24 protein-coding genes are annotated in these 25,798 nt (G+C 62.7%); 5 read left to right on the top strand and 19 right to left on the bottom strand.

What is annotated here, in order from left to right; all coding sequences use genetic code 11:
• Window positions 1-6 precede the first annotated feature (6 nt).
• Window positions 7-168, top strand: coding sequence for a DUF7455 domain-containing protein (locus HGO92_RS10640; protein ID WP_169994581.1), 162 nt, complete (start codon window positions 7-9; stop codon window positions 166-168).
• A gap of 71 nt (window positions 169-239) precedes the next feature.
• Here HGO92_RS10640 and HGO92_RS10635 read toward each other — a convergent pair whose 3' ends face one another.
• From HGO92_RS10635 to glnA, 3 genes are all read right to left on the bottom strand, one after another.
• On the bottom strand, window positions 240-587 hold the full coding sequence (locus HGO92_RS10635; protein WP_169994579.1) for a cupin domain-containing protein: 348 nt from the start codon (window positions 585-587) through the stop codon (window positions 240-242).
• Between the two features lie 62 nt (window positions 588-649).
• Window positions 650-3,667 carry a bifunctional [glutamine synthetase] adenylyltransferase/[glutamine synthetase]-adenylyl-L-tyrosine phosphorylase gene (locus HGO92_RS10630; RefSeq protein ID WP_169994577.1) on the bottom strand — a complete coding sequence of 1,006 codons (3,018 nt, stop codon included), beginning with the start codon at window positions 3,665-3,667 and terminating at the stop codon, window positions 650-652.
• 9 nt (window positions 3,668-3,676) lie between these two features.
• The gene (gene glnA, locus HGO92_RS10625; protein WP_169994575.1) at window positions 3,677-5,017 is read right to left on the bottom strand and encodes a type I glutamate--ammonia ligase; all 1,341 of its coding nucleotides are present in this window, start codon (window positions 5,015-5,017) and stop codon (window positions 3,677-3,679) included.
• A gap of 147 nt (window positions 5,018-5,164) precedes the next feature.
• Here glnA and panB point away from each other — a divergent pair, with 147 nt between their 5' ends.
• Window positions 5,165-6,046, top strand: coding sequence for a 3-methyl-2-oxobutanoate hydroxymethyltransferase (panB, locus tag HGO92_RS10620; RefSeq protein ID WP_169994573.1), 882 nt, complete (start codon window positions 5,165-5,167; stop codon window positions 6,044-6,046).
• Between the two features lie 35 nt (window positions 6,047-6,081).
• Here the strand turns inward: panB and HGO92_RS10615 are convergent, their stop codons facing one another.
• Window positions 6,082-6,246 (bottom strand): SPOR domain-containing protein, encoded by a 165-nt coding sequence (locus tag HGO92_RS10615; RefSeq protein WP_169994571.1) that lies wholly within the window; start codon window positions 6,244-6,246, stop codon window positions 6,082-6,084.
• An 80-nt stretch (window positions 6,247-6,326) separates the two neighbouring features.
• Here HGO92_RS10615 and map point away from each other — a divergent pair, with 80 nt between their 5' ends.
• On the top strand, window positions 6,327-7,205 hold the full coding sequence (map, locus tag HGO92_RS10610) for a type I methionyl aminopeptidase (RefSeq protein ID WP_169994569.1): 879 nt from the start codon (window positions 6,327-6,329) through the stop codon (window positions 7,203-7,205).
• Between the two features lie 52 nt (window positions 7,206-7,257).
• Window positions 7,258-8,070, top strand: a complete 813-nt coding sequence (gene ppgK / locus HGO92_RS10605) for a polyphosphate--glucose phosphotransferase (RefSeq protein WP_169994567.1) — start codon at window positions 7,258-7,260, stop codon at window positions 8,068-8,070.
• A gap of 58 nt (window positions 8,071-8,128) precedes the next feature.
• Here the strand turns inward: ppgK and nrdR are convergent, their stop codons facing one another.
• Together nrdR and hisD are read right to left on the bottom strand one after the other, a co-directional pair.
• Window positions 8,129-8,629 (bottom strand): transcriptional regulator NrdR, encoded by a 501-nt coding sequence (nrdR, locus tag HGO92_RS10600; RefSeq protein ID WP_169994565.1) that lies wholly within the window; start codon window positions 8,627-8,629, stop codon window positions 8,129-8,131.
• Between the two features lie 117 nt (window positions 8,630-8,746).
• Window positions 8,747-10,099 (bottom strand): histidinol dehydrogenase, encoded by a 1,353-nt coding sequence (gene hisD / locus HGO92_RS10595; RefSeq protein WP_346768920.1) that lies wholly within the window; start codon window positions 10,097-10,099, stop codon window positions 8,747-8,749.
• A gap of 180 nt (window positions 10,100-10,279) precedes the next feature.
• Between hisD and HGO92_RS10590 the strand changes: the two genes are divergently transcribed.
• A complete protein-coding gene (locus HGO92_RS10590; RefSeq protein WP_346768919.1) occupies window positions 10,280-10,810 on the top strand; it encodes a flavin reductase family protein in 531 nt (176 codons plus the stop codon).
• 12 nt (window positions 10,811-10,822) lie between these two features.
• Here the strand turns inward: HGO92_RS10590 and dnaE are convergent, their stop codons facing one another.
• From dnaE to ftsW, 13 genes are all read right to left on the bottom strand, one after another.
• The gene (gene dnaE / locus HGO92_RS10585; RefSeq protein ID WP_169994862.1) at window positions 10,823-14,365 is read right to left on the bottom strand and encodes a DNA polymerase III subunit alpha; all 3,543 of its coding nucleotides are present in this window, start codon (window positions 14,363-14,365) and stop codon (window positions 10,823-10,825) included.
• A gap of 62 nt (window positions 14,366-14,427) precedes the next feature.
• Window positions 14,428-15,363, bottom strand: coding sequence for an RluA family pseudouridine synthase (locus HGO92_RS10580; protein WP_169994563.1), 936 nt, complete (start codon window positions 15,361-15,363; stop codon window positions 14,428-14,430).
• Entirely contained in the window at window positions 15,356-15,964 is a 609-nt protein-coding gene (gene lspA / locus HGO92_RS10575; protein WP_169994561.1) for a signal peptidase II, read from the bottom strand. Before lspA ends, HGO92_RS10580 begins: the two co-directional genes overlap by 8 nt.
• Window positions 15,965-16,096: 132 nt before the next feature.
• The gene (locus HGO92_RS10570; protein WP_169994559.1) at window positions 16,097-16,789 is read right to left on the bottom strand and encodes a DivIVA domain-containing protein; all 693 of its coding nucleotides are present in this window, start codon (window positions 16,787-16,789) and stop codon (window positions 16,097-16,099) included.
• A 164-nt stretch (window positions 16,790-16,953) separates the two neighbouring features.
• On the bottom strand, window positions 16,954-17,241 hold the full coding sequence (locus tag HGO92_RS10565) for a YggT family protein (protein WP_074702604.1): 288 nt from the start codon (window positions 17,239-17,241) through the stop codon (window positions 16,954-16,956).
• A 71-nt stretch (window positions 17,242-17,312) separates the two neighbouring features.
• A complete protein-coding gene (locus tag HGO92_RS10560) occupies window positions 17,313-17,846 on the bottom strand; it encodes a cell division protein SepF (protein ID WP_169994557.1) in 534 nt (177 codons plus the stop codon).
• A 44-nt stretch (window positions 17,847-17,890) separates the two neighbouring features.
• Window positions 17,891-18,661, bottom strand: coding sequence for a YggS family pyridoxal phosphate-dependent enzyme (locus HGO92_RS10555; RefSeq protein WP_169994555.1), 771 nt, complete (start codon window positions 18,659-18,661; stop codon window positions 17,891-17,893).
• Window positions 18,658-19,368, bottom strand: a complete 711-nt coding sequence (locus tag HGO92_RS10550) for a laccase domain-containing protein (protein WP_169994553.1) — start codon at window positions 19,366-19,368, stop codon at window positions 18,658-18,660. Before HGO92_RS10550 ends, HGO92_RS10555 begins: the two co-directional genes overlap by 4 nt.
• A 35-nt stretch (window positions 19,369-19,403) precedes the next feature.
• Window positions 19,404-20,609, bottom strand: a complete 1,206-nt coding sequence (ftsZ, locus tag HGO92_RS10545; RefSeq protein WP_169994551.1) for a cell division protein FtsZ — start codon at window positions 20,607-20,609, stop codon at window positions 19,404-19,406.
• Window positions 20,610-20,815: 206 nt separating this feature from the next.
• Window positions 20,816-21,454, bottom strand: a complete 639-nt coding sequence (locus tag HGO92_RS10540; RefSeq protein ID WP_169994549.1) for a cell division protein FtsQ/DivIB — start codon at window positions 21,452-21,454, stop codon at window positions 20,816-20,818.
• Between the two features lie 413 nt (window positions 21,455-21,867).
• Window positions 21,868-23,298 carry a UDP-N-acetylmuramate--L-alanine ligase gene (gene murC / locus HGO92_RS10535; RefSeq protein ID WP_169994547.1) on the bottom strand — a complete coding sequence of 477 codons (1,431 nt, stop codon included), beginning with the start codon at window positions 23,296-23,298 and terminating at the stop codon, window positions 21,868-21,870.
• A complete protein-coding gene (gene murG / locus HGO92_RS10530; protein WP_169994860.1) occupies window positions 23,295-24,401 on the bottom strand; it encodes an undecaprenyldiphospho-muramoylpentapeptide beta-N-acetylglucosaminyltransferase in 1,107 nt (368 codons plus the stop codon). The genes murC and murG overlap by 4 nt, the downstream gene beginning before the upstream one ends.
• Window positions 24,402-24,430: 29 nt before the next feature.
• On the bottom strand, window positions 24,431-25,786 hold the full coding sequence (gene ftsW, locus HGO92_RS10525) for a putative lipid II flippase FtsW (RefSeq protein ID WP_169994545.1): 1,356 nt from the start codon (window positions 25,784-25,786) through the stop codon (window positions 24,431-24,433).
• Window positions 25,787-25,798 lie beyond the last annotated feature (12 nt).

Below are 25,798 nucleotides of genomic sequence, written 5' to 3'. Positions count from 1 at the left end.
GGCGAAATGTTGTGCGATCGATGCGGTGCCCCCGCCTACGTCCAGGTCATGCTCGACACCGGCGGCATGCTCTCCTGGTGTGCCCACCACTACCGCGAACACCAAGAAGCGCTCTTTGCCTACGCCATCAGCGTTCAAGACGAACGGCACCTACTTGAGGCGAAGTAGTAGGCCGCCGCTGCACACGGGCAAGTTGCGCCCGGCGGTGTTCCATCGGAAGGTGGGCGCCGCCGTCGTCGTTAAGCCTTGTTCGAGCCGGAGTCCACGTGGGTTTCGGTAACAGCGGTGAGCAGGAAGACGGAGTCCTCGTTGGCTTCGACCGAGTGGCGTTCCTGCGGGATGATTTCAAGCTGGTTCTCATTAACGACGAGCCGCCCGCCGGCCGAGACTACGGTGACCGAGCCCTCCAGGACATAGATACTGGCGGCCAGCGGCGCATTGTGCTCGCCCAGGGCCGCTCCCGCCCGCAGGGCCAGCACCGTTTGGCGCAGAGGACCGTCCTGGGCCACCATCGCGGCACTGCGGCCGTGCGTTGCTTCCATCGCTGCGGCAAGGTGTTCCTTGGCAAGGACGTCAATTTCGGTCATCGAATACTCCTGTAGTCGCAGTTGTGCACCAGCCTAGTCCCTCGCACCGGAAACTCTGCCAGTTAGGTCCCATAGCCGTAGAAGTAGCGTTCGAAGATGCCGCGGGTGCGCCGGGTAATCCGCAGATAGTCTTCCTCGATGGCTCCGGCGTGTCCCGGGCTGTAGCCGCACCAGCGGGCAACGGCTTCCAGATCCCGCCGCGAAAAGGGCAGCAGGTCCGCGTTCTTTCCACTCCAGATCATGTTTGCCGAACGGATCCGGCTCGCCAGGGACCAGCTCTGGTGCAGCGTGAGCACATCGGCAGCCGGGAGCAGGTCTGCCTCGCCGATCGCTTCCAGCGCCTCCATGGTGCCGGTTGTCCGTAGTGCGGGTATCCGGTGCGCGTGTTCCAGCTGGAGCAGTTGCACCAGCCACTCCACATCGCTCAGCGCGCCGCGGCCCAGCTTGAGGTGCCGGGATGGATCCGCGCCGCGTGGCAGGCGCTCGGATTCCACTCTGGCTTTTATCCGTCGGATCTCGCGGACGTCGTCCGGGCCGGCGTCTGCCGGGTAACGGATGGGATCGATCAGTGCGATGTACTCGGCCGCGAGGTCGTCGTCGCCGGCGATGGGCCGGGCACGCAACAGGGCCTGCGCCTCCCAGATCAGGGACCACCGCTGGTAGTACTCCCGGTACGAGTCGAGCGAACGCACGATCGGGCCGTTCTTCCCCTCCGGACGCAGCGACACATCCAGTTCCAGGGTGCGCTCGGCGAGCACAGGCGGGCTGCATGGCTGCTGGAGCAGGGCGGAAATCTGCGAAACAATCTTCATAGCTTGCTGCTGGGCCGCATCGTTGTCAGCGCCGGGCAGCGGCTTGTGCACGTACATGACATCGGCGTCCGAGCCGTAACCGATCTCCCTGCCGCCTTGTCGTCCCATGGCGACGACGAGGAGGTTGGTCAGCTGGTCCTCCTCCGCGAAGACAGCTGCCTCGGCAACGTGCAGGGCACCGAGAACGGCCGCCCGGTCCGTATCGGAGAGCGCAATGCCGACCTGCCGCTGATCCAGCAGGCCTGAGCTGTCCGCGATGGCTATCCGCAGCGTTTCGCGACGGCGGATCAGCCGGATCAGGCGCATAGCCGCCTTGGGGTCCTGATGGCGGGCCAGCTTGTGCCGGATCTCGTACCACTGCGCGTCGAACGACCACGGAACGAGGTCCTTGTCGGAGCCCAGCCAGGCCGCAGACTCCGGCGAGACTTCCAGCAGGTCAGTAATGAAGCGGCTGCTGGAAAGGATGTGGCAAAGCCGCTCCGCTGCCGAACTGGAGTCACGGAGCATGCCCAGATACCAGTGCGACTCCCCCAGCGCCTCGCTGAGCCGCCGGAATCCGAGCAGGCCGGAGTCCGGGTCGACACCGTCGGCGATCCATTCCAGCAGGACGGGAAGCAACTGGCGCTGCAGCTGGGACCGCCGGCTGATTCCGCCGGTCAATGCCTCGATGTGGCGCATCGCTCCGCGGGGATCTACGTACCCTAATGCGGCGAGCCGGGCCTGGGCAGCTTCGGGCGTGAGCCGGACTTCGTCCGCGCTCAGGTTGGCGGCGGAGACCAGCAGCGGGCGGTAGAAGATCCGTTCGTGAAGTTCGCGTACCCGGCGCTTGGTCCGCTGCCACCTCTGGAGCAGGGCTTCGGGGCCGGGCCGCTGCGTTTCCAGCGAGCCGAGCGAGGATTTGGCCAGCGCACGCAAGGCATTGTCGCCCTCGGGCATCAAATGCGTCCGGCGCAGCTGGACCAGCTGGATGCGGTGTTCCAGCACCCGCAAATAGCGGTAGGCTTCGTCGAACTCCCGTGCATCGGAGCGGCCAATGTAGCCAGCCGCGCTCAAGGCCGCGATGGCGGTAGTGGTGTCCCGGACCCGGAGCGTTTCGTCCACCCGGGCATGAACGAGCTGGAGCAACTGGACGGTAAATTCCACGTCACGCAGCCCGCCGCGGCCGAGTTTGAGCTGGCGGCCGCGCTCATGCACCGGAATGTTCTCCGTCACCCGTCCGCGCATTGCCTGCACGGACTCGACGAAGCCATCCCGTTCCGATGAGTTCCAGATCAACGGTGCTACGGCCTCCTCGTACCGCCGGCCCAGGTCTGGGTCCCCGGCGATGGCGCGCGCCTTCAGCAGCGCCTGGAACTCCCAGCTCTGGGCCCACCGTTTGTAGTAAGTCAGGTGGGATTCGAGCGTACGGACCAGCCGGCCTTCCTTGCCCTCAGGACGGAGATTGGCGTCCACTTCCCACAGGCCGGGCTCCGGTCCGGCGGAAAAGACGGCCCTGCTCATCCCGGCGGCCAAGGCCGTGCCGATGGTGGAGGCGTGCGCCTCGTCCATGCCATCGGCTTCGATCACGTAGACCACGTCGACGTCGGAAATGTAATTGAGTTCGCGCGCGCCGCATTTGCCCATGCCGATCACGGCCAGGCGCACGACCGCAATCTCCTCGGGGTCGAACCGCGCGGCCAGTTCAGCGCGGGAGACAGCCAGCCCGGCCTCAATCGCCGCCGCCGCGAGATCCGCCAGCTCGCGTCCCACGGAGGGCATATAGTCCACCGGAGAGGCCGCGCCGAGATCGCGGATGGCCAGTTCGGCCAGGTGCCGCCGGTAGGTGGACCGCAGCAGGCTGTAGGCCTCCTTGCCGCTCAGGGCGGCCAGCGGCTGCTCGGCGGAAGGATCGGCCCCGACTGACTTCAGCAGTGAGGCGCGCAGCTTGTCTGCCGGCACCGCTCCCGGTTCAGGGCTGACCTTGGCCGAAAGAACGTCCAGATGCTCCGGCCGGCGCAGCAAAAATTCGGCCAATGCCTCCGAGGAGCCGAGCAGCCGGAACAGCGCCTCGCTCTCGTCTTCCCCGGCGTTGACCAGTTCGGCCAGCTGAGGATGCCGCTCCAGCAGCCGGACCAAGGATACGAGGGCCAGGTCCGGATCGGCGGCGTAAGCAAACCCGGAAAAAAGCCGTTGCTGGTCCACCCCATCGAGTTCGGACGATTCGAGAAAGCGTGTGCTCTTCTCCAAATCGTTGAAGCCGTTGGAGATCAGCCGCCGGTTCAGACTCATGGCCTCACCTTAGAGGATGTCGATGTTCCGCTTGAGCTCGTGCGGCGTCACCTGGATGCGGTAGTCATGCCATTCGGCACGCTTGTTGCGCAGGAAGATCTCATAGACCTGTTCACCGAGGATTTCAGCGACCAGCTCAGACTCTTCCATCGCGCGGATGGCGTCGTGCAGGCTCGAGGGAAGCGGGTCGTGGCCGAGCGCCCGGCGTTCGGCGGAGCTGAGGCTCCAGATGTCTTCCTCCGCGGCAGGCGGCAGCTCGTAGCCTTCCTCGATGCCCTTCAAGCCGGCGCCCAGCAACACAGCGTAGGCGAGGTAGGGGTTCGCCGCCGAATCGATCCCGCGGTATTCCATCCGGGCGGACTGGCCCTTGTTCGGCTTGTACAACGGGATGCGGACCAGTGCGGAGCGGTTATTGTGCCCCCAGGAGATGTAACTGGGAGCTTCGCCGCCGCCCCAGAGTCGCTTGTAGGAATTCACGAACTGGTTCGTCACCGCGGTGAATTCGGGTGCGTGCTTCAGGATGCCCGCCATGAATTGGCGCCCGGTCTTGGAGAGCTGGTATTCGGCTCCGGCCTCGAAAAAGGCGTTGGAATCGCCTTCGAAGAGGGAAAAGTGCGTATGCATCCCCGAACCGGGGTGGTCGGAGAAGGGCTTGGGCATGAATGTTGCGTAAATGCCTTCCATCAGCGCTACTTCTTTGACCACGGTCCGGAACGTCATGATGTTGTCGGCGGTCTGCAGGGCATCCGCGTACCTAAGATCGATCTCGTTCTGCCCGGGACCGTCTTCATGATGGCTGAACTCCACGGAGATGCCGACGTTCTCCAGCATGGTCACCGCGGTGCGGCGGAAATCCTGGGCCACGCCGCCGGGCACATGGTCGAAATATCCTGCGCGGTCTACCGGAACCGGCACACCGTCAGGGCCGAGTTCCTGCGATTTGAGCAGGTAGAACTCGATTTCCGGATGGGTGTAGCAGGTGAAGCCCATGTCGCCGGCCTTGCGCAGGGCCCGCTTGAGCACGTTACGAGGATCCGCGACGGACGGTTCGCCGTCGGGCGTGAGAACGTCGCAGAACATCCGCGATGTCTGTTCCTCCTCGCCGCGCCAGGGCAGGATCTGGAAAGTCGAAGGGTCCGGCTGGACCAGCATGTCGGACTCGAAGACCCGGGCCAGCCCCTCGATGGACGAGCCGTCGAAGCCAAGTCCCTCCTCGAAGGCGCCCTCGACTTCCGCAGGAGCCAGCGCAACGGATTTAAGCGAACCGACGACGTCGGTGAACCAGAGACGGACGAAGCGCACGTCCCGCTCTTCGATGGTTCTCAGGACAAATTCCTGCTGACGGTCCATGGATATCCTTCCGCGCCCTGGCCACGGCAAAGCCTCCGGCCTGCCTGCTTACTACTGTACTTAGCCTAATGCGCCCGGGCTCTTGTGAAGTGCAACAGTGACGGGTGCGGCTGGAGTGAACAAAGGCCACGGCATTAGGCTCTACCCATGACCTCACAGACTTCTGGTGCCGAACAGCCTGCCCCGTACGGAGCTGGTGCCGCCGGCGCCAATCGGCAGTCCGGCTCCAAACCGGTGTCCCGTGTCCGCACCCATCACCTGCAGCAGGCCAAGGACAACGGCCAGCGCTTTGCCATGCTCACCGCATACGAACAGTACACCGCCGAAATTTTCGATGAAGCAGGTATCGAAGTCCTGCTTGTCGGCGACTCCGCCTCCAACAACGTGTACGGCAACGAAACATCGCTGCCGGTGACCGTCGATGAGCTGATCCCGCTCTGCCGCGCAGTCAGCCGTTCTGCCAGACGTGCGCTCGTCGTGGTTGACCTGCCGTTCGGCAGCTACGAGGTCTCCCCTGCCCAGGCGATCGAAACCTCCGTACGGTTCATGAAGGAAGCCGGCGCCCACGCCGTCAAGATGGAAGGCGGCGCCTTCTACGCGGACTATGTCCGCGCCATGGTCCAGGCCGGCATCCCCGTCATGGCCCACGTCGGCTTCACCCCGCAAAGCGAACATTCGCTGGGCGGCTACCGGGTGCAGGGCCGGGGCGAGGACGCGCAGCGGGTCGTTGACGACGCCGTGGCACTCGAAGCCGCCGGCGCGTTTGCGGTACTGATGGAAATGGTCCCGGCCCTGGCGGCCGCGGAGGTGGACAAGGCGCTACGCGTTCCCACCATCGGCATCGGCGCCGGCGCTTCCACGACGGGCCAGGTGCTGGTGTGGCAGGACATGGCCGGGCTGCGGGGCGGCAAACTCGCGAAGTTCGTCAAGCAGTACGCCGACATACGGGCAACGCTCTCGGATGCGGTCAGGGCCTACGCTGACGACGTCCGCAACGGTTCCTTTCCCGGCCCGGAGCACTCCTTCTAGCCGCGCGGACCAGCGGTTCCACGCGCTGGAAGGCGCTATTCGTCGTCGTCAGCGTCCCAGGCCTCGTTGCGCCGCTGCACTTTTTCGAGCGCCTTTTCCGCTTCCTCGCGGGTTTCATAGGGACCGATGAGCTGCGTCCAGTCGGACTGTGCCCCCACTTCGACTTCATGGGTGACGACGTTGTACCAGAACTCCGGCATTTGGCTACTCCCTTGCGTTGCGGTTGCTCGGCCCGTTCGGATTAGCGCCCGATAGCGGACCGGGTTATAAGATCGATGGTATGCCCCACAACGTAGCAACAGCACCCCTGGGCACCCTTGTCCAGGGAACCGTCAGTCCAGTCCGGCCCGTTCCGACGTCGATTCCCCGGCCCGAGTACGTTTGGAAACCCGCCCCGGCCAAGTTCACTGGCTCGGAAATCAAGGACGCCGAGACGATCGAGCGAATCCGGGTGGCGAGCAAGATTGCCGCGCAGGCGATCGTCGAAGTGGGCAAGCATATTCGTCCCGGCGTCACCACCGACGAGCTGGACAAGGTGGGTCACGAATTCCTGCTTGACCACAAGGCCTACCCATCATGCCTTGGCTACCGCGGGTTCCCTAAGTCCCTGTGTTCTTCCCTGAATGAAGTCATCTGCCACGGCATACCGGATACCACCGTGCTGCAGGACGGGGACATTATTAATATCGACATCACCGCTTACATCAACGGCGTCCACGGCGATACCAACTACACCTTCCTCGTCGGTGACGTTGACGAGGAGTCCCGGCTCCTGGTTGAACGGACCCAGGAATCGCTGAACCGCGCCATCAAAGCGGTTGCCCCGGGCCGGCAGATCAATGTCATCGGCCGGAGCATCCAGTCCTATGCCAAGCGCTTCGGCTACGGCGTGGTCCGGGACTTTACCGGCCACGGCGTCGGCGAAGCCTTCCACTCCGGCCTGATCATCCCGCACTATGACGCCGCCCCCGCCTACAGCACGGCCATGGAGCCAGGCATGGTGTTCACCATCGAGCCCATGCTGACGCTCGGAACCATCGAGTGGGACATGTGGAACGACGACTGGACCGTCGTGACCAAGGACCGTAAGCGGACCGCGCAGTTCGAACACACCCTCGTGGTCACCGACTCCGGAGCGGAAGTCCTGACTTTGCCCTAAGACGCCAGTAGGCTGTTGGACAAACGTATTCGAACGACAGTGCGGAGATCCCATGCCCAGCAGCGCCGACGAGAAGGTCGCCAAAAAGGCTGCCCGGTCCGTCATCGGCATTGACATCGGCGGAACCGGCATCAAAGGCGGCATCGTCGACCTGAAAAAGGGCAAATTGCTGGGCGAACGTTTCCGCATTGACACACCCCGTCCCTCCACCCCTGAAGCAGTGGCCGACGTCGTGGCGAAGATCGTGGAAGAACTCTCCTCCCGGGAGGAAGCCCCGGCGGCGGGCAGCCCAGTGGGCGTCACGTTCCCCGCCATCATCCGCCACGGGGTTGCTAAATCCGCCGCGAACGTGGATCCCAGCTGGGTGGACACAGACGTCGATGCGCTGCTCACGCGAAAGCTGGGGCGGGAAGTCCAGGTCATTAACGATGCCGACGCCGCCGGGCTGGCGGAAGCACGTTACGGAGCGGGTGAAGGCGTTGACGGGACCGTACTGGTCATTACCCTGGGGACCGGCATCGGTTCGGCGTTCATCCACGATGGCAAACTCGTGCCCAATGCAGAACTCGGGCATCTGGAGATCGACGGTTTCGATGCCGAGTCCAAGGCATCAGCTACCGCGCGCGAACGCGATGGATTGGACTGGGACGCCTATGCGGTGCGTCTGCAACGCTATTTCTCCCATGTTGAGTTCCTGTTCTCGCCCGAACTGTTCATTGTCGGCGGCGGCATTTCCAAGCGCAGCCAGGACTTCCTGCCCAAGCTCGACCTCAAGACCAAGATCATTCCCGCCGAATTGAAGAACAACGCCGGCATAGTGGGCGGAGCCCTGCAGGCAGCGCTCAGTTTCAACTACTTCAAGTAAGGAGCCGGTGGCAGCCTCGGCTCCCCCTCCGTGGCCGCCACCGGAAACTGTGGCGTTGTTACTGTGCGGTCAACGGCCGCTGGGTTCCTGACGGGCCCTGTTTCTTCGCGGCCTCCCCTTCAAGCCGCAGCCGGTCTATCTCTGCCTCGAAATCCTCAAGGGTATCGAAGGCCCGGTACACACTGGCGAATCTCAGGTAGGCCACCACATCCAGATTCTTCAGCGGCCGCAGAATGGCAAGACCGACCTCGTGGGCATCAATTTCCGCTGCCCCGCTGGACCGGATGGATTCCTCCACCTCCTGCGCCAGCATGGCCAGGTCGTCCTCCGTCACGGGGCGGCCCTGGCAGGCCTTGCGGACGCCGTTGATGACCTTCGCCCGGGAGAACGGCTCCGCCACCCCGGAACGCTTCAGGACGCTCAGACTGGTGGTTTCGAGGGTGGTGAAGCGACGGCCGCACTCAGGACACAGCCGCCGCCTGCGGATCGCGGAGCCATCATCGGTCAGGCGGCTATCCACGACTCTGGAATCAGGATTACGGCAGAACGGACAGTACATACCGGATCCTTTCGTCGTCCAGACAGCAACTGGACAATCATAAAACTACATCTTGCGAATTACAAGCATGTGGTTACTACATCTTGTGTCTACACCGCGGCGCACCGGCGGTAAAGGTTACGAGGGGAGCCGGACCGTGACGGCATCTCCATGAGCAGGCAGGTCTTCCGCCGTTGCGAGCGAAACGATGTGCCCGCCCACTTCGCGCAGCGCGCGCTCGTCGTAGTAGATAATCTGGACTGCTTTCAGGAACGTGGTGACGTTGAGGCCGGACGCGAATGTAGCGGTTCCACTGGTCGGCAGGACATGGTTGGAGCCGGCACAGTAATCCCCCAGGCTCACCGGTGAATAGTTGCCGACAAACACGGCGCCGGCGTTGCGGATGCGCGCGGCAATACCGGAAGCATTCTCGGTGTGGATCTCGAGGTGCTCCGCCGCGTAGGCGTCACAAACCGCAATGCCGTGTTCGACGTCGTCGACCATAATTACCCCGGACTGCGGTCCGGAAAGAGCCTCGCGAACCCTGTCCGCGTGCTTGGTGCCGCCAATTCGGACAGCAAGTTCCCGACGGACAGCCTCCGCCAGTTCCGCCGAAGGCGTCACCAGCACGGATGCGGCATGGGGATCATGCTCCGCTTGGCTGATCAGGTCCGCCGCGACGAAAGCCGGCTCTGCACTGTCGTCGGCAAGGATCGCAATTTCGGTCGTACCCGCCTCCGCGTCAATACCCACCACGCTCTTGACCAGGCGCTTGGCCGTGGCAACAAAAACATTGCCGGGACCTGTGACCACATCGACCGGGGCAAGCGCGGGGCCGAAGTCGTTGGCGGGAACACCATAGGCAAACGCCGCCACCGCCTGCGCGCCGCCGATGGCATAGACCTCGTCGATACCGAGCAGACGGGCCGCGGCCAGAATGGTGGGGTGCGGCAGGCCTCCGAAGTCTTTCTGCGGCGGCGAGGCCAAGGCGATCGATCCAACGCCGGCGGCCATCGCCGGAACGACGTTCATCACCACAGACGAAGGATAGACCGCCAGCCCGCCGGGAACATACAGGCCCACCCGCGAAACCGGTACCCACTTGTGCGTGACCGTGGCGCCTGCGGCAATCTGCACCGTGGCATCGGTCGGCTTCTGCGCGTCGGCAAAGACCCGCGCCCTTGCGATGGACTCTTCCAGAGCGGCACGGACCGCCGGATCGAGTGCCTCCAGCGCGCGTACCAGCTCTTCCTGCGGCACGAGGGGGTGCTGCTGCTGTACGCCGTCAAACCGCGAAGCCAGTTCTGCCAGGGCGGTGAACCCGTCGCTTCGCACCTTGTTGATAATTTCCTCCACCGCATGCGAGGCAACGTCAAAAGTCGTCTCTGCCCTGGGCATGGCGGCCTTCAGCTCGGCAGTATCCAAATGGCGCCCGCGCAGGTCCAGGAGGGGAAACTGGGAAAAGGATTCGAGGTTCGAAGCAGGATTCACGTTTCCATTCTACTGAGCCCGGCCCCGTCGTTTCCCGTTGACGACGGCGATGGCTGGGCAGGCGGGAAATTTAGCACAACTTAACACAATGCCCCGCGCCGCCAGATGCCGGAATACGCTGAACATGAATGGGTCAGGCTGTCTTCTGTCCCCACCGAGTAGTTCTGGAGAAACATTGTTGTGAGTGCCGAGTCCGTAGCAGCACAATCTGTCACGCCTGCCGAGCAGCTGCTGGGAACCACCTTCCGGGAGGTCTTTCGGCGGCACGCTGCCGGAGTGGCAATTCTCACCGTTGAACACGAGGGCAAGCCTTTTGGCTTCACGGCTACCTCGGTGGCGTCCCTGTCGGCGGAGCCACCGCGCTTCACCTTCAACATGGCCCGCTCCAGCTCTTCCTGGCCCGCCGTCGCAAACTCGAACTACATTGGCGTCCACATCCTCGGCCAGGACAACCGGGGGCTCGCCGACCGTTTCGCCCGCACGAAGGACCGCTTCAGCGGAGACCATTGGGAAGCAGGTCCCTACGGGGTGCCTCTTCTGAAGGATGTACATGCCTATCTGGTCGGCAAGATCCAGATGCGCGTGTCCTTCGAAAACAACGCTGTGGTGATCGTCGAGGTAGTGGAAGGTTCGCTCGGTGACGAGGCGACGCCGCTGCTGTATCACAGCGGCTCCTACGTTCGCCCGAGCCCCCTCGAATACCAGATCTAAGTCCCGGAGGCGTTAGACGTCGAGGCAGGCTGGGCCCAGCAGCACCTTAAGATCCCCAAAGAGCGACGGCGTGGGGTTAACCCGGAGATCGACGCCAAGCTTCATCACTTCGACTTTCCGTGAACTGTTCAGCCGCACCTGGACTTCGGTAGTTCCCGGGTGTGTCCGCAGCACGTCGCCAAGGGACGACACGACGGTCTCGGTCGCCTTGAAGCTGGCCATGGAAATCACCACCGGCCCGGAATGGCCATCGCTGAGGTCAGGAACCGTCAGCTCCTGGGCATTCAGCGTTACCGCGCCGTCATCACGGCGCTGCAACCGGCCTCGGACCACGACGATCAGGTCTTCGGCCAGGATCGTCGAAATCGGTCCGTAAACCTGGCCGAAGAACATCACTTCCATGGAGCCGCCCAGGTCTTCCACCTCGGCACGGGCATACGCGTTGCCGCTGTTCTTGGCGATCCGGCGCTGCAAGGAGGTAATCATTCCGGCAATCGTGACGATGGCGCCGTCCGCCGGACCGTCTTCGCCGATGACGGAGGTTATGGTCAGGTCAGCATGCTGGCTCAGTAGACCTTCCAAGCCCTGAAGCGGATGGTCCGAGACATACAGGCCGAGCATGTCGCGCTCGAACGCCAGTTTGTCCTTCTTGTCCCACTCCGGCAGATCCGGAACTTCCACGGCCAGTCCACCGGAGGTTTCACCGCCGTCGTCAAAGGCACTGAAGAGGTCGAACTGGTTGGCTGCCTCGTTGCGCTTGAGCACAATGACGGAGTCAACCGCTTCTTCATGGATCATGGCCAGGGCACGGCGCGGATCGCCGAGCGAGTCGAACGCGCCGGCCTTGATCAGTGATTCGATGGTCCGCTTGTTGCAGACAACCGCGGGAACCTTCTGCAGGAAATCGCTGAACGAGCTGAAGTTCCCCTTCTCCTCGCGGGCGGCGACCATAGCATGGACCACGTTGGCGCCGACGTTGCGGATGGCGCCCATACCGAACCGGATGTCCTTGCCCACCGGGGTGAAGTTCAGGCTGGATTCGTTGACGTCCGGCGGAAGCACCGTAATGCCCATGTGGCGGCACTCGTTCAGGTACATGGCCAGCTTGTCCTTGTCGTCACCGACGGAGGTCAGCAGCGCAGCCATGTATTCGCCCGGATAATGCGCCTTGAGGTACGCCGTCCAATAGGACACGACCCCGTACGCGGCCGAGTGTGCCTTGTTGAAGGCGTAGTCAGAGAACGGCAGCAGGATATCCCACAGCGTCTTGATGGCTGCGGCGGAATAACCGTTGTCCTGCATGCCCTTTTCGAAGCCGGCGTACTGCTTGTCCAGCTCCGACTTCTTCTTCTTGCCCATGGCGCGGCGCAGAATATCTGCCTGGCCGAGCGAATACCCGGCCAGTTTCTGCGCGATCGCCATAACCTGTTCCTGGTAGACGATCAGGCCATAGGTGCCGCCGAGGATTTCGGCCAGCGGCTCTTCAAGCTCCGGGTGGATCGGAGTGATCTCCTGCAGCCCGTTCTTGCGCAGCGCGTAGTTATTGTGCGCGTTAGCGCCCATCGGCCCGGGACGGTACAGCGCAAGGACCGCGGAAATGTCTTCGAAGTTATCCGGCCGCATCAGCTTCAGCAGGGACCGCATCGGACCGCCGTCGAGCTGGAAAACACCCAGAGTGTCGCCGCGGGCCAGCAGGGCGTACGAGTCCGGATCATCCAGAGCCAGGTCCTCGAGCACCAACTCGAAGTCCCGGTTCATCTGGATGTTTTCCAGGGCATCCGTGATTATCGTCAGGTTCCGCAGACCGAGGAAGTCCATCTTGATCAGGCCGAGGCCCTCACAAGTCGGATAGTCGAACTGCGTGATGACCTGGCCGTCCTGTTCACGGCGCATGATCGGAATGATGTCGATCAGCGGATCCGAGGACATGATCACACCGGCCGCGTGGACACCCCACTGCCGCTTCAGGCCCTCGAGTCCGAGTGCCGTTTCAAAGACCTTGGCTGAATCCGGATCCGACTTGAGCAGTTCCCGCAGCTCTTCGGCCTCGCTATAGCGTTTGGCCTCCGGATTGTGCACGTCCTGCAGCGAAATGCCCTTGCCCATGACGTCCGGCGGCATCGCCTTGGTCAGCCGCTCTCCCGTCGAGAAGGGATAACCCATGACGCGCGAGGAGTCCTTCAGCGCTTGCTTGCCCTTGATGGTGCCGTAGGTGACAATCATGGCCACCCGCTCGTCCCCGTACTTCTCCGTAACGTACTTGATGACTTCCGAGCGGCGCCGATCATCGAAATCGACGTCGAAGTCAGGCATGGACACGCGGTCCGGGTTGAGGAACCGTTCGAAGATCAGACCGTGCTTGAGCGGATCCAGGTCCGTAATGCGCATGGCATAAGCCGCCATCGAACCGGCACCCGAACCACGGCCCGGTCCGACCCGGATACCGTTATTCTTGGCCCAGTTGATGAAGTCGGCCACGACCAGGAAGTATCCGGGGAAGCCCATCTGGAGGATGACACCGACTTCGTAATCCGCCTGCTTGCGGACGTCGTCGGGAATACCCCCCGGGTAGCGGTAATGAAGGCCCTTCTCGACCTCCTTGATGAACCAGGACTCCTCGTTCTCGCCTTCCGGAACGGGGAACCGCGGCATGTAGTTGGCCTGGGTGTTGAACTCGACGTTGCACCGTTCGGCGATCAGCAGGGTGTTGTCACAGGCCTCCGGGTAGTCGCGGAAAATGGCCCGCATCTCGGCCGGAGATTTCAGGTAGAACTCATCGGCGTCGAACTTGAAGCGCTTGGGATCGGCGAGCGTCGAGCCGGACTGGACGCACAGCAGTGCCGCGTGGGACTTCGCGTCCTCGGCATGCGTGTAGTGCAGATCGTTGGTTGCCACCAATGGCAGCTGCAGCTCGCGGGCCAGCTTGAGCAGATCCGCCTGGACATTGCGCTCGATGTCCAGGCCGTGGTCCATCAGTTCGCAGTAAAAGTTCTCCGGCCCAAGGATGTCCCGGAAATCCGAGGCGGCCTGCATCGCTTCCTTGTAGAGGCCCAGCCGCAGCTTCGTCTGCACCTCGCCCGACGGGCAGCCCGTGGTGGTGATCAGGCCCTTGCCGTAAGTCTGCAGCAGGTCCCGGTCCATGCGAGGCTTGTACAGGTAACCTTCCAGTGACGCCAGGGACGACATGCGGAACAGATTGTGCATGCCCTCGGTCGTCTCGGCCCACATAGTCATGTGCGTGTACGCACCGGCGCCCGAGACGTCGCCGCGTCCGCCGTCGCCCCAGCGGACACGGGTCTTGTCCGACCTAGCCGTGCCGGGGGTCAAATAGGCTTCCACTCCGACGATCGGCTTAATACCGGCGTTATTGGCCTTGTTCCAGAAATCGAAGGCCCCGAAGACGAACCCGTGGTCCGTGGTGGCCACCGAGTCCATGCCGAGTTCATGGGCATGTTCGAAGAGGTCCGTCAGGCGGGCTGCGCCGTCCAGCATGGAGTATTCGGTGTGGTTGTGGAGATGTACAAACGAATCGGTACCGGAAATCGAGCTAGTCACAGTTGCCACCACTTCATTCTAGGCGGGCCGCGTCTTATGCCGCGGTCCCGCCGTCGTACAGATCAGACCCGGTGTTCGGCCAGTGCTTCCAGTGCATAGGCCAGATCCTGGGGATATTCGCTTTCGTACTCCACCCATTTGCCGGTGACCGGATGGTCGAAACCGAGTTTTTTGGCGTGGAGCCATTGTCTGGTCAGGCCCAGTTCGGCCGCGAGCTTCGGGTCTGCCCCGTACGTCAGGTCGCCTGCGCACGGGTGCCGGAGTGCGGCGAAATGAACGCGGATTTGGTGCGTCCGGCCCGTTTCCAGGTGAACTTCGACCAACGAGGCCTTTCCGAACGCTTCAATCACCTTGTAGTGGGTGACCGAGTTCCGTCCGTCCTCCACGACGGCAAAGCGCCAGTCGTAGCCCGGGTGCCTGCCGATGGGAGCGTCGATGGTTCCTTCGAGCGGATCCGGCAGGCCCTGCACCAGTGCGTGGTAGACCTTCTCGACCGTACGTTCCTTGAAGGCCCGTTTCAGCAGCGTGTACGCGTGCTCCGTCTTTGCCACCACCATGACGCCAGACGTACCGACATCGAGCCGATGCACAATGCCCGCGCGCTCCGCCGACCCGGACGTGGAAATCCTGTATCCCAGTGCGGCCAATGCACCCACCACGGTGGGGCCGACCCAGCCGGGCGAGGGGTGGGCAGCCACTCCCACAGGCTTGTCAATCACGACGAAGTCATCATCGTCACCGAGAACCTTCAAATCTTCCACCTCTTCGACGACGATCTCCAACGGATCCCGCTCTTCGGGTCTGCGGATTTCAAGTTCTCCAACGTCCGGCAGCCGGTCTGATTTGCCCACGACCTTGCCGTTAAGCGTGACATGGCCCGCGGTGCACAACGCCGCAGCCGCCGAGCGCGAAATATCCAGCAGACCCGCTATGGCAGCGTCGGCACGTTTGCCCGCCGTCTCCGAGTCCAGCGAGAGCTGGTGGAGCTGATCAGGCACCGCGTTGCTCCGGGCTGCCGTCTTTCGGCGGTTGTTTACCGGACGGTATGCGTTCTCCGTCAATACCAATGCCCCTGAAGGTCAGAATGCACCAGAGAATCACGCCGCCGACCACAGCAGAGTCCGCAATATTGAAGATGGCGAAATTGGGGAACGCGATGAAATCCACCACATGGCCGACACCGAAAGACGGCTCCCGGAAGAGCCTGTCCGTCAGGTTCCCCAACGCACCGCCAAGCAGAAGGCCCAGGGCGACGGACCACCAGGCCGAACGGACCTTGCGCGCATAGAAGATGATGGCACCGGACACCAGGACCATCACTATCGTAAAGACCCACGTGTAGTCCTGGCCGATCGAAAACGCCGCGCCGGAATTTCGGATGAAGTGCCAGTGCAGCAGCGGGGGCAGCACGGGAATGATATCGCCCTCCGTCATGGTGCTGACGACCCACCATTTGGTCAGCTGATCGAAGAGGTAGGCAAATACGGCGCAGCCCGCCAGGATCAGGACAAAACCAGAGGCGCGCCGACCGTGGACACCGGTGTGCTGGCTTTCAATGCTGCTGTCCGCGGGCTGGTCCGCGGAAGATGGTTCAGACATGATTCTTTTCTAACGGCAATAGCGGATGGCGGCACGGAAGCCGGCTAGAGAAATGGCCGGTGTCAGGGAATTCCCGGCACCGGCCATCCTTACCCTTGAACAAGGGCTCAAAACTGGGTCAAGCTAAGGACTCTAACTCTCCTTGACGTCCGGAGTCGCGAAAGATCCACGGGCTTCCAGATCGCGCAGCTGGCCTTCGATGTAGGCCTTGAGACGTGAACGGTAGTCCCGTTCGAAGCCGCGCAGCTGCTCGAGCTTGCGCTCCAATACAGCCTTCTGCTGCTCCAGGGAGCCCAGCGTCTTGCGGCTCTTCTCCTGCGCATCGTTGACGAGCGTGCTTGCTTCCATCTGTGCTTCGGCAATGATCTTGTCGCGCTGCTCGACACCGGCGTTGACATATTCGTCGTGAAGCTTCTGCGCCATGGCCAGAACACCCGCAGCGGACTCGGCAGTGGCTGTGTGGCCGCCACCGACTGCTGGAGCGGCGGGAGCCGGAGCACTGACCACCGGAGCGGCGGCGGTAGCGGGAACAGCCGCAGGCTTCTCGCGCTTAGGCTCTTCCTTGACCTCCTGCTGCGGGGCCTCTTCCTTGGCCGGCTCGGCCTTCGGAGCGGCTGCAACAGGGGCCGGGACGTTGCCAGCGGATGACTGGCCCGAGGTGGCTTCGCCGAGCTTCTTACGGAGCTCGTCGTTTTCCTGGTTCAGCCTGCGCAGTTCTACGACGATTTCATCAAGGAAGTCATCGACCTCGTCCTGGTCGTATCCTTCACGGAACTTCGTCGGTTGGAACCGCTTGTTGACAACGTCTTCGGGCGTCAGAGCCATGTGGTCACCTCATACTGGTTCTTGTGGATCATGAATTCGTGCCAATGCACTCATGACAACGGTAGCGAATAATCGCCATGACGATTTACATTCACTAGGGATATCTGAATCAGAGTATATCTTTTCGATCTTGAAAACTAACCGCGTCTGGAGCAGGTCAGTCCCTAGGCAAGGCCTGCAACGATAAACAACGCAATGCTGGTCAGAATGAAGAGGACCAGGAATGCCAGGTCCAAGGCGAAGCCGCCGATGCGCAGCGGCGGAATCATCCGACGCAGTGCCCTTAACGGCGGATCAGTGACAGCATAGATCGCCGATGCAGCCACCAAAGCGACGCCACGCGGACGCCACTGCCGGGCAAAAGTCTGGACAACATCAAAAACAATGCGGATAATCAGCGCCAGCTGGAACAGCATGAGCACTAAATACAGCAGAGCGAAAATAATGGACACGCGGGTTCCACGATTCCTAGCGGTAGACGAGCAGTTAAATGAGCATACTGCCGTATGGGCAGGATGCTCCGCTAGCTCTGGTTGAAGAATGTCGCTTGGTGGTCGCTGGCCTGCTTATCCTCGCCGAGCACTTCCATCGTCGACGGTGAGAGCAGGAACACCTTGTTGGTGACCCGTTCAATGCTGCCGTGCAGTCCAAAAACCAGCCCGGCGGAGAAGTCAACCAGGCGTTTGGCGTCCGCCTCACCCATGTCGGTTACGTTCATAATCACGGGAATCCCATCGCGAAAGCTTTCACCAATGATCTTCGCGTCATTGTAGGAACGGGGATGGACTGTGGTGATCTGACGCAGCACAGATGACTCCTCACGGGACGACGGGGCACGCTTGATCGGCGTAACGGGAGCACGATATTCCTCCGCCACGGGCTTCACGGGCGTCGGCGTGCTCTCCACCCGACGCTCCTCACGGCTCTGTTCCACACGCTGGTCCTCGTCCCGGTTCTGGGGTTCCCTGCTCAGCGTCTCGTTTTCTTCGGACTCGTAGTGCTCGTCACCGTCGGCGAGCCCAAGATAGATCATTGTCTTGCGCAAAGCGCCGGCCATGGTTAGCTCCTATCGTGTCTTCAACACTGCTCTCGCCAAAAACGCTACCTCAAAGGGGGTCTCGGTCCGAGGACATCTGAGCCGACACGCAGGTGTGTCGCACCGGCCGCTATGGCCGCTTCCAGATCCTGGCTCATGCCAGCGGAGACCATCGACGCGTCCGGAAAAATTCCGCACAACTTGGCCGAATAATCCATTAACCGATCAAAGGCCGGAACCGGATCCGTTCCTAGTGGTGCGACGGCCATCAAACCGCCCAGCCGCAACCCACTTGCTGCATCAATGGCTCGTGCGAGTTCCTCGATCTGCTCGGGTTTCGCGCCTCCCCGAGGACCGGCCACCTCGCCGGCTTCGGGAACCTCGGTGCGCTCATCCAGGTCGACCTGGATCAAGCACAGCAGTTCCGACCGCGGAGGCTGATTAGCACCCTTGCGGCGCTCCTGCTCAGCCGCCATCGCTTTCGTCAGCGCGCCGATTAACGAGGAACGGTCCACCGAATGTACGGCGTGCGCGTACCGCACTACAGACTTGGCCTTGTTTTTCTGCAACTGCCCGATGAAGTGCCAGCGAAGGGACTCGCCCGCCGCCGTGTCCGCCAGTTCCGCAGCCTTTTGCGAAGCTTCCTGGTCACGGTTCTCCCCCACGTCCGCAACACCGAGTGCCGCTAGCGCGGCCACGTCGGCGGCGGGAAAGAATTTTGTCACCACAATCAATTCGGGAGCAGGACCGGTGCGTTGGGCAGCAGCGTCCTCAATCCTCGTCCGCACCTTCGCCAGGTTCCGGCGAAGCTCCTCAGTCCTGTCCATATCAGTCATTGTTCCCTCCATACGAGGCCGGCGAAGCGGCCTGTCTGCGGATTGCGCCGGTACGAGAACAGTCGGGAATCCTCAAGAGTGCATCCGCCCAGCCGCCGCGTTTCCACTCCCAGCGTTTCCAGTTGGGCTTCCGCACCGGCCGGCAGATCCAAAGCCGGCGTTCCCCAAGAGGTTTCAGAGTATAACCGCGGCAGTTGCTCACAGGATGCTGTCCTCATTTTCTCGGGGACCTCGTAGCACCGTCCGCAGATCGAGGGCCCTACCCACGCCCGGATGTCCGACGCTCCTACGGCCCGCAGTGCCGACACGGTGTTCACCAGAACCCCATCCAGCAATCCCCGCCTGCCCGCATGCGCAACAGCGGACGCCTGCCCTCCGCCAGCAGTGGAACCAGCGAAGACGACCGGCAGGCAGTCGGCCACCATCACCGCAAGCGGCACGTCCGCCTGGGGTGATACGAGGGCATCAATTTCTGTCTCCGGCGGAGGCGCCGGCTGTGCTGTCGATGCCACGCCCACGTTGGCGGAATGGACCTGGTTCATGAAGCGCAGCGAGCCAGGTGCCACACCCAGTTCAGTCTCCATCGAGCTGCGTCTGGACTGGACTGCCGCCGGTGAATCGCCCACGTGCAAAGCAAGATTGCCGGCAGCGTTGTCAGTGAACGCTATCCACAAGCCGTCGCTGACCTGTTCACGCCACCAAAACACTGCCGGCAATCCTGTCTGTTGTCGCGTTGTCGGTTCTATTTGAGGAAATCCGGAACGTCCAAGTCATCAGTCCGGCCGGCACTCAGGTCCGGCTCGACGACGGCTGGCAGGTCTACGTCGAAACCTGCATCCGCCGGGACGTCGTAACGCTGCGGCATCTGCCCCCAGCTGCCGCTGGAAGCCGCAGGTGCGGCTGCCGGGACCTGTGCGTGTTCTGCTGGCTGCGACGGCGGGACTGCCGGCGCTGCCGGGGCGTTCGCGGGCTTCTGCGCAGGCTGCGCTGCGGACGTGACATCCACCTGGTCAAAACCCGCGGCGATCACAGTCACGCGGGCCTCGTCGCCGAGGGCATCGTCGATGACCGCACCGAAGATGATGTTCGCCTCCGGGTGGGCCACTTCCTGCACGAGGCGGGCGGCCTCGTTGATTTCGAACAGGCCAAGGTCCGAGCCGCCCTGGATGGACAGCAGCACGCCGTGCGCGCCGTCGATGGATGCTTCCAGCAGCGGCGACGCGATCGCCAGTTCGGCGGCTTTGACTGCACGGTCCTCACCGCGGGCCGAACCGATACCCATCAGGGCCGACCCCGCACCCTGCATGACGGACTTCACGTCTGCGAAGTCCAGGTTGATCAGGCCCGGTGTCGTGATCAGATCGGTGATGCCTTGGACGCCGGAAAGCAGGACCTGGTCGGCCGAGCGGAATGCGTCGAGCATCGACACGTTGCGGTCACTGATGGACAGCAGCCTGTCGTTGGGAATCACGATCAGCGTGTCCACTTCATCACGCAGCGTCTCGATACCGCTCTCGGCCTGGTTCGACCGCCGGCGGCCCTCGAATGTGAACGGACGGGTAACGACACCGATGGTCAGCGCGCCCAAAGAACGCGCGATACGTGCCACCACCGGAGCGCCACCGGTACCGGTACCACCGCCCTCACCGGCAGTTACGAAAACCATGTCGGCGCCGCGAAGCACTTCTTCGATTTCCTCAGCGTGGTCTTCGGCGGCCTTACGCCCAACTTCCGGATCAGCGCCTGCGCCCAGTCCACGCGTAAGTTCACGCCCCACGTCAAGCTTGACGTCCGCATCGCTCATGAGCAGAGCCTGCGCATCAGTATTGATGGCAATGAACTCCACGCCGCGGAGCCCTACCTCGATCATTCGGTTGACGGCGTTAACTCCACCGCCGCCGATGCCGACGACTTTAATGACGGCCAAGTAATTTTGCGGTGCTGCCACGTCCTGTGTCCCTTGTTCGAATCTGTGCACTGATCAATTCCGCCAGGCCGGATCGGACACCGGCCCAATGGTTCACTTGGAAACCTTAACCCTCAACTTGAGGGTTAGAGTTATGTCAAGTAACTTCTATTCCGAGACGCTAGGCGCATCCCCGGTCTCATGCAACGACCGTTGCCGCGTGTCGCTTATCTGTCTGGATCGTTGTCTCAACGCGTGACGGGCATGGTAGGTGTCGAAACGTCATAAACCTCTACCTCAACCTCTGGTTTGGGCGCGTTGAGTAGGGCTTCGAAAACCTTGGCCTTCAACTCAAGCTGGCTGTCATTGCCCCATAACACCTTTTGTCCGTTGGTCAGCTGCAGTTCAACAGAGTCGATTGACTTGGCCGAAGCATGTTCCAGCTGGGCCAATACATCCGCCGGAAGCGCACTGAGAACAGCCGTGATGGTCCTGAATATCTCCTGGTCCTTGCTGGCAGCGCTTTCGTCAATCAAGGGCAGTTCGGCGGACTTGCGCTCTTTCACCGAGCCGATCCGTTTGCCTTCTGCATCGATCAAAGCGAACGTCTTACCCGTTTCCAGGACGGCTACAGGAATTCGTTCCGTGATTTCCACGGCAAGTTCCGACGGCGGCCGAGCTTCGACAGTAACGTCCAAAACGGCAGGCAGCCCCTCGAGCAGCGGCCGCACGTCGTCGTCGCCGACCTGCGGCAACGGTTGCTCTTTCAGCGGCGCAAGTGCCTCGTCAACCGTTTTCTCCGACGTCAGATCTGTGCCGGTGACCGTAATGGTTTTGATCGCCAGGACCGGCGAGAACACCAGTACCAGGATCAGGGCCACCACCATTACCACTGCTGCTGCGGCACCGATCCAGATCCGGCGGCGCAGTTTCCTGCCAGGAGGTTCCGGAAATGCTACGACTGTTGTACTGCGAGCAGGCCCATCCTTCGGTTCCGGAAGGGATTTGGATCCAGCCGCGCCGGACGTGGCACGGCTCTTCTTGCGCCCCTTCGGTAGTGCCGGTTTTGCCGCTGGGGCTGCCTTCGTGCCCGTTTCCGCCGGCAGAACACCGACTTTGCCCGAATTGACCCGCACGTTTCCGCGCTCTATTTGGGTAGCCGCCTGCCGTTCGGCAGCACCGGAAACCGGGCGTTGAAGCGCCTCGTCCTCCCGTCTGACGGACTCGACCGGAGGGGACAGCGGAGCCTCTTTCCGGGAACCAGCAGGAGTCACGGGTCTGCGCGGCTTCCTGCTAACCATCAAGCCGCGCCGTCCGCAGTCCGCTGTGTGAGGCGGTCGACCAACTGTGGGCCGAATTGAGTGATGTCCCCGGCACCCACGGTCATGATGATGTCGCCCTTCCGGGCCCGGTCGACCACGGATCTCAGCGCCCGGTCCGGGTCTTGCTCATACCCGCCGGGCCGCTGGAGCCGGGACGTAATCAGCTCACTGGTCACGCCGGGAATGGGATCCTCACGTGCCGGATAAATATCGAGCACAGTCACCGAGTCCGCCAGCGACAAGGCCTCCGCGAACTCTGCGGCAAATTCCCGCGTCCGGGAGAAAAGGTGCGGTTGGAAAAGCACATGGACTCCATGGCCGCCGGCAACCTTTTTCGCCGCCGATAACGCCGCATGCACTTCCGTCGGATGGTGGGCATAGTCGTCAAATACCCGGACACCGTCTGCCTCGCCCTTCGCCTCGAAACGGCGTGCGGCTCCGGTGAAGCCTGCCAGCCCGTCCGCCGCCGCGACCGGTTCAACCCCGATGCAAAGCCCGACGGCGAAGGCGGCCGTCGCATTGCGGATATTGTGTGCGCCGGGCACCTGGAGCCGGAGTTCGTGCCGCTGCCCGTCGACGACAATCCAACTGCTGCTGGTCCCGGCGGAAAAACCGCTTTCTTCAATCCGCACATCCGCGTCAGGCGAATACCCGTAGCCGAGGATCCGGTGCCGGGCACCGGCTTCCCGGACCCTGTCCGCCAGATCGCGCGCCCCCTGGTCGTCTACGCAGACAATAAGTGTTCCGTCCTCCGGCAGGAGGGCAGCGAACCTGTCGAAGGATTCGTATACGGATTCGGCAGAACCGTAGTGGTCCAGATGGTCGGCTTCCACATTTGTGACCACAATGACTTTCGGGCGGTAGTTCAGGAAAGAACCATCCGATTCATCAGCCTCGGCCACGAACAGTTCGCCGGCACCGTAGGCGGCATTGACCCCGAGCGCGGCCACGTCCCCGCCGATGGCGAACGACGGATCTTTGCCCGCGGCCCGCAGCATGACGGTGACCATCGCCGTCGTCGTTGTTTTGCCGTGCGTGCCGGCAATGGCGATCAGCTCCTGCGACCCAATCGAAGCGGCCAACGCGACTGAACGATGGATGATGTTGAGCCCCGCGGAGACCGCCGCCTGCAGCTCGGGGTTATCGGGACGGATGGCCGTTGAGACGACCAGGGTGTCCGCGTCCGCTACATTGGCTGCGTCGTGTCCGATGTAGACCTTCGCCCCCAGCTGCTTCAACTGGCCCAGAACCTTGGAGTCGCGGCTGTCGGAACCGGAGACATTAACGCCCCGGGCCAGCAGGATACGGGCGATCGCGGACATGCCCGCACCGCCCAGTCCGACAAAGTGGACGCTGCCCAGATCCTCAAAGGGAAGCTCCCGGGTTGTATGGAAATCAACCGCTTTCACTGCTGCCTCCCTATGGCTCGGAAAACCATTTCCGCCATGCGTGTATCTGCGTCCCTGATGCCCAGCCCGGCAGCCGCCGTTGCCATGGCCTGCAGCTTGTTATGGTCCTGCAGCAGCGCAGGCAGCTCTGCCGTTGCCCAGTCAGGCGTGAAGTCGGCGTCCTTGACCATCACCGCTCCCCCGGCCCCGACGAGGTCCGCGGCGTTCAGTGCCTGCTCGCCGTTGCCATGCGGCAGCGGGACAAGAACGGCCGGCAGGCCGACGGCGGCGATTTCGCAGACTGTCGCTGCGCCGGCCCGGGCCAGCAGCAGGTCCGCTGCGGCGTAGACGTTTTCCATGCCGTCCACGAATTCGACTTGGTGATAACCGGGGACGCTGACCAAGCTGCCGTCGGGCTCGCGAAGCTCTTTCCCCTTGCCCGTTATATGCAGGGTCTGGATGCCCGCCGCAGCAAACTTCTCCAACGACGCCCGGATAGTGCGGTTGATGCTGGCGGCGCCGGAGGAACCGCCAGTCACGATCAGCGTCGGCTTATCCTGTTCCAGGCCCAGCCGGTCCCTCGCCGCAGCACGCGCCGCCGACCGGTCCAGGCTTGAAATCTCCCGGCGCATGGGCATCCCAACCCAAGTGGCGTCAGGCAGCTTGGTACTCCGGAACGCCACCGCCACGTCATCGGTTAGCCGGGCCCCGACCCGGTTGGCCAGCCCCGGGCGGGCGTTCGCCTCATGGATGACCAGCGGCACCTTGGCCAGCCTGGCTGCGATGTACATGGGCGTACTGACGTACCCGCCAACACCGACGACAACATCGGCTCCCGCGCGTTCGATGATGCGGCGGGCCTGCTTCACCGCCGTGCCGAACCGGAACGGCAGCTTCAGCAGGTCCAGCGAAGGGCGCCGGGGGAATGGAACCCGCTCGATCGTGGCCAGCTCGTAGCCGGCAGCGGGAACCAGCCTGGTTTCCATGCCTGCAGCCGTGCCGACGGCCAGAATTCCGGCGTCCGGCGCGAGCTCCCGGATGGCTCCCGCGATGGACAGCAGAGGGCTGATGTGCCCGGCGGTGCCGCCGCCGGCGAGAACCACGGACGGTTCATGGGTCTTCATAAAAGTACTGGTACCTTCTGCTTCGGTCATTACTTGCTGATGTTTCCGGCCGGCTCCGGGGCCTTCCGCTGTGCCACGTTCCTGGCACGTTTCCTGGCACGGTTCCTGCCCGCCCGGGCATCAGGCCGGGCAAAAGACAACAGTACCCCGACCGCGGCAAGTGTGATGGTCAGTGCCGAGCCACCGTAGGAAATGAACGGCAGCGGAACACCGACGACGGGCAGCAGACCTGTCACCACGCCCATGTTCAGGAACGCCTGGCCGATGATCCAGACCATGATGGAGCCGCCGAAAATGCGGACGAAGGGATCGTCATGGCGCATGACGGTGCGCACGATCGCTACCGACAGAATGCCGAAGAGGGCCACCACAACGAGGGTGCCCAGCAAGCCCAGTTCCTCACCGATGATGGCGAAAATGTAGTCGTTGTGCGCCTCGGGAATCCAGCTGTACTTCTGCCGGCTCTGTCCGAGGCCCACGCCCCACCAGCCGCCCGACGCCAGCGCGAACAGCCCGTTGCATGACTGCATATTAAGACCCGTGGTGACCTCGCAGCTCTGGTCCAGCCACATGGTAATGCGCGCCACGCGGTTGGGACTGGTGATTGCCAGGAGCAGCACGCCCACCACGGCAGCGCCGCCGGCCACGAGGAAGAGTTTCATCCGGGCGCCGGCGAAGTAAAGGGCACCGGCAATAATGAGCATGATGATCATGGCCGTGCCCAGGTCGTTACCAAGAAGCACCAGCAGAATCACAAGGCCTCCGACCGGCAGTACGGGCACCACCGCATGCTTCCATTCGCCGAGCAACGGGCCCTTGCGGACCAGTACGCAGGCCATCCAAAGACCCAGTGCGAGTTTGGCGGCCTCCGATGGCTGTGCCGTGACGCCAGGTCCGAGCTGAATCCAGTTCCGGTTACCATTGACGTCGATGCCCAGGGGCGTGAACACCAGTACCAGCAGCGCCAGCGCCAGCGCCAGGGCAGGCCAGCCGAGTTTCTTGAATGTAGGCACGTTCAACCTGGACAGCAGCAGCATCAGCACCAGGCCGATCACGGCGAAAATTCCCTGCTTGACGAACAATTCGAACGGGGATTCGCCGTCGGCAATTGACTCCACCGCGGAGGATGAAAGCACCATCAGCAGGCCGATGGCGGTCAAGGCAAAAGCCGAACCCAGGATGAGGTAGTAGCTGAAACCCGTCGGCTCCTGACCGGTTCCTTCAATCCTGTCGAGCAGTGCCTTGGTTTTGACCCGCAGCCCGGTTTTGCTGCCCTCGGGGCCTTCCTCCGGACTCCGGAGTTTCCCGGCAGCGGAACCGGCCGACCGGACAGACGCCTTCGACGCCGGTTTCCGGGAAGTTCCCCGGTTGGGCGTGTTGACCATTACTGCTCCTTA

It is taken from the genome of Crystallibacter degradans (genome assembly GCF_012952295.1).
Taxonomy (GTDB): domain Bacteria; phylum Actinomycetota; class Actinomycetes; order Actinomycetales; family Micrococcaceae; genus Crystallibacter; species Crystallibacter degradans.
Note: the sequence above shows the minus strand (reverse complement) of the source record. Positions and strands in the feature narration are given on the sequence as shown.

Coding starts and splice junctions, on each gene's coding strand:
- HGO92_RS10640 (WP_169994581.1), top strand. CDS start 7: ATGTTGTGCGATCGATGCGGTGCCCCCGCCTACGTCCAGGTCATGCTC.
- HGO92_RS10635 (WP_169994579.1), bottom strand. CDS start 587: ATGACCGAAATTGACGTCCTTGCCAAGGAACACCTTGCCGCAGCGATG.
- HGO92_RS10630 (WP_169994577.1), bottom strand. CDS start 3,667: ATGAGTCTGAACCGGCGGCTGATCTCCAACGGCTTCAACGATTTGGAG.
- glnA (WP_169994575.1), bottom strand. CDS start 5,017: ATGGACCGTCAGCAGGAATTTGTCCTGAGAACCATCGAAGAGCGGGAC.
- panB (WP_169994573.1), top strand. CDS start 5,165: ATGACCTCACAGACTTCTGGTGCCGAACAGCCTGCCCCGTACGGAGCT.
- HGO92_RS10615 (WP_169994571.1), bottom strand. CDS start 6,246: ATGCCGGAGTTCTGGTACAACGTCGTCACCCATGAAGTCGAAGTGGGG.
- map (WP_169994569.1), top strand. CDS start 6,327: ATGCCCCACAACGTAGCAACAGCACCCCTGGGCACCCTTGTCCAGGGA.
- ppgK (WP_169994567.1), top strand. CDS start 7,258: ATGCCCAGCAGCGCCGACGAGAAGGTCGCCAAAAAGGCTGCCCGGTCC.
- nrdR (WP_169994565.1), bottom strand. CDS start 8,629: ATGTACTGTCCGTTCTGCCGTAATCCTGATTCCAGAGTCGTGGATAGC.
- lspA (WP_169994561.1), bottom strand. CDS start 15,964: ATGTCTGAACCATCTTCCGCGGACCAGCCCGCGGACAGCAGCATTGAA.
- HGO92_RS10570 (WP_169994559.1), bottom strand. CDS start 16,789: ATGGCTCTGACGCCCGAAGACGTTGTCAACAAGCGGTTCCAACCGACG.
- HGO92_RS10560 (WP_169994557.1), bottom strand. CDS start 17,846: ATGGCCGGCGCTTTGCGCAAGACAATGATCTATCTTGGGCTCGCCGAC.
- HGO92_RS10555 (WP_169994555.1), bottom strand. CDS start 18,661: ATGACTGATATGGACAGGACTGAGGAGCTTCGCCGGAACCTGGCGAAG.
- HGO92_RS10540 (WP_169994549.1), bottom strand. CDS start 21,454: ATGGTGGTGGCCCTGATCCTGGTACTGGTGTTCTCGCCGGTCCTGGCG.
- murG (WP_169994860.1), bottom strand. CDS start 24,401: ATGAAGACCCATGAACCGTCCGTGGTTCTCGCCGGCGGCGGCACCGCC.
- ftsW (WP_169994545.1), bottom strand. CDS start 25,786: ATGGTCAACACGCCCAACCGGGGAACTTCCCGGAAACCGGCGTCGAAG.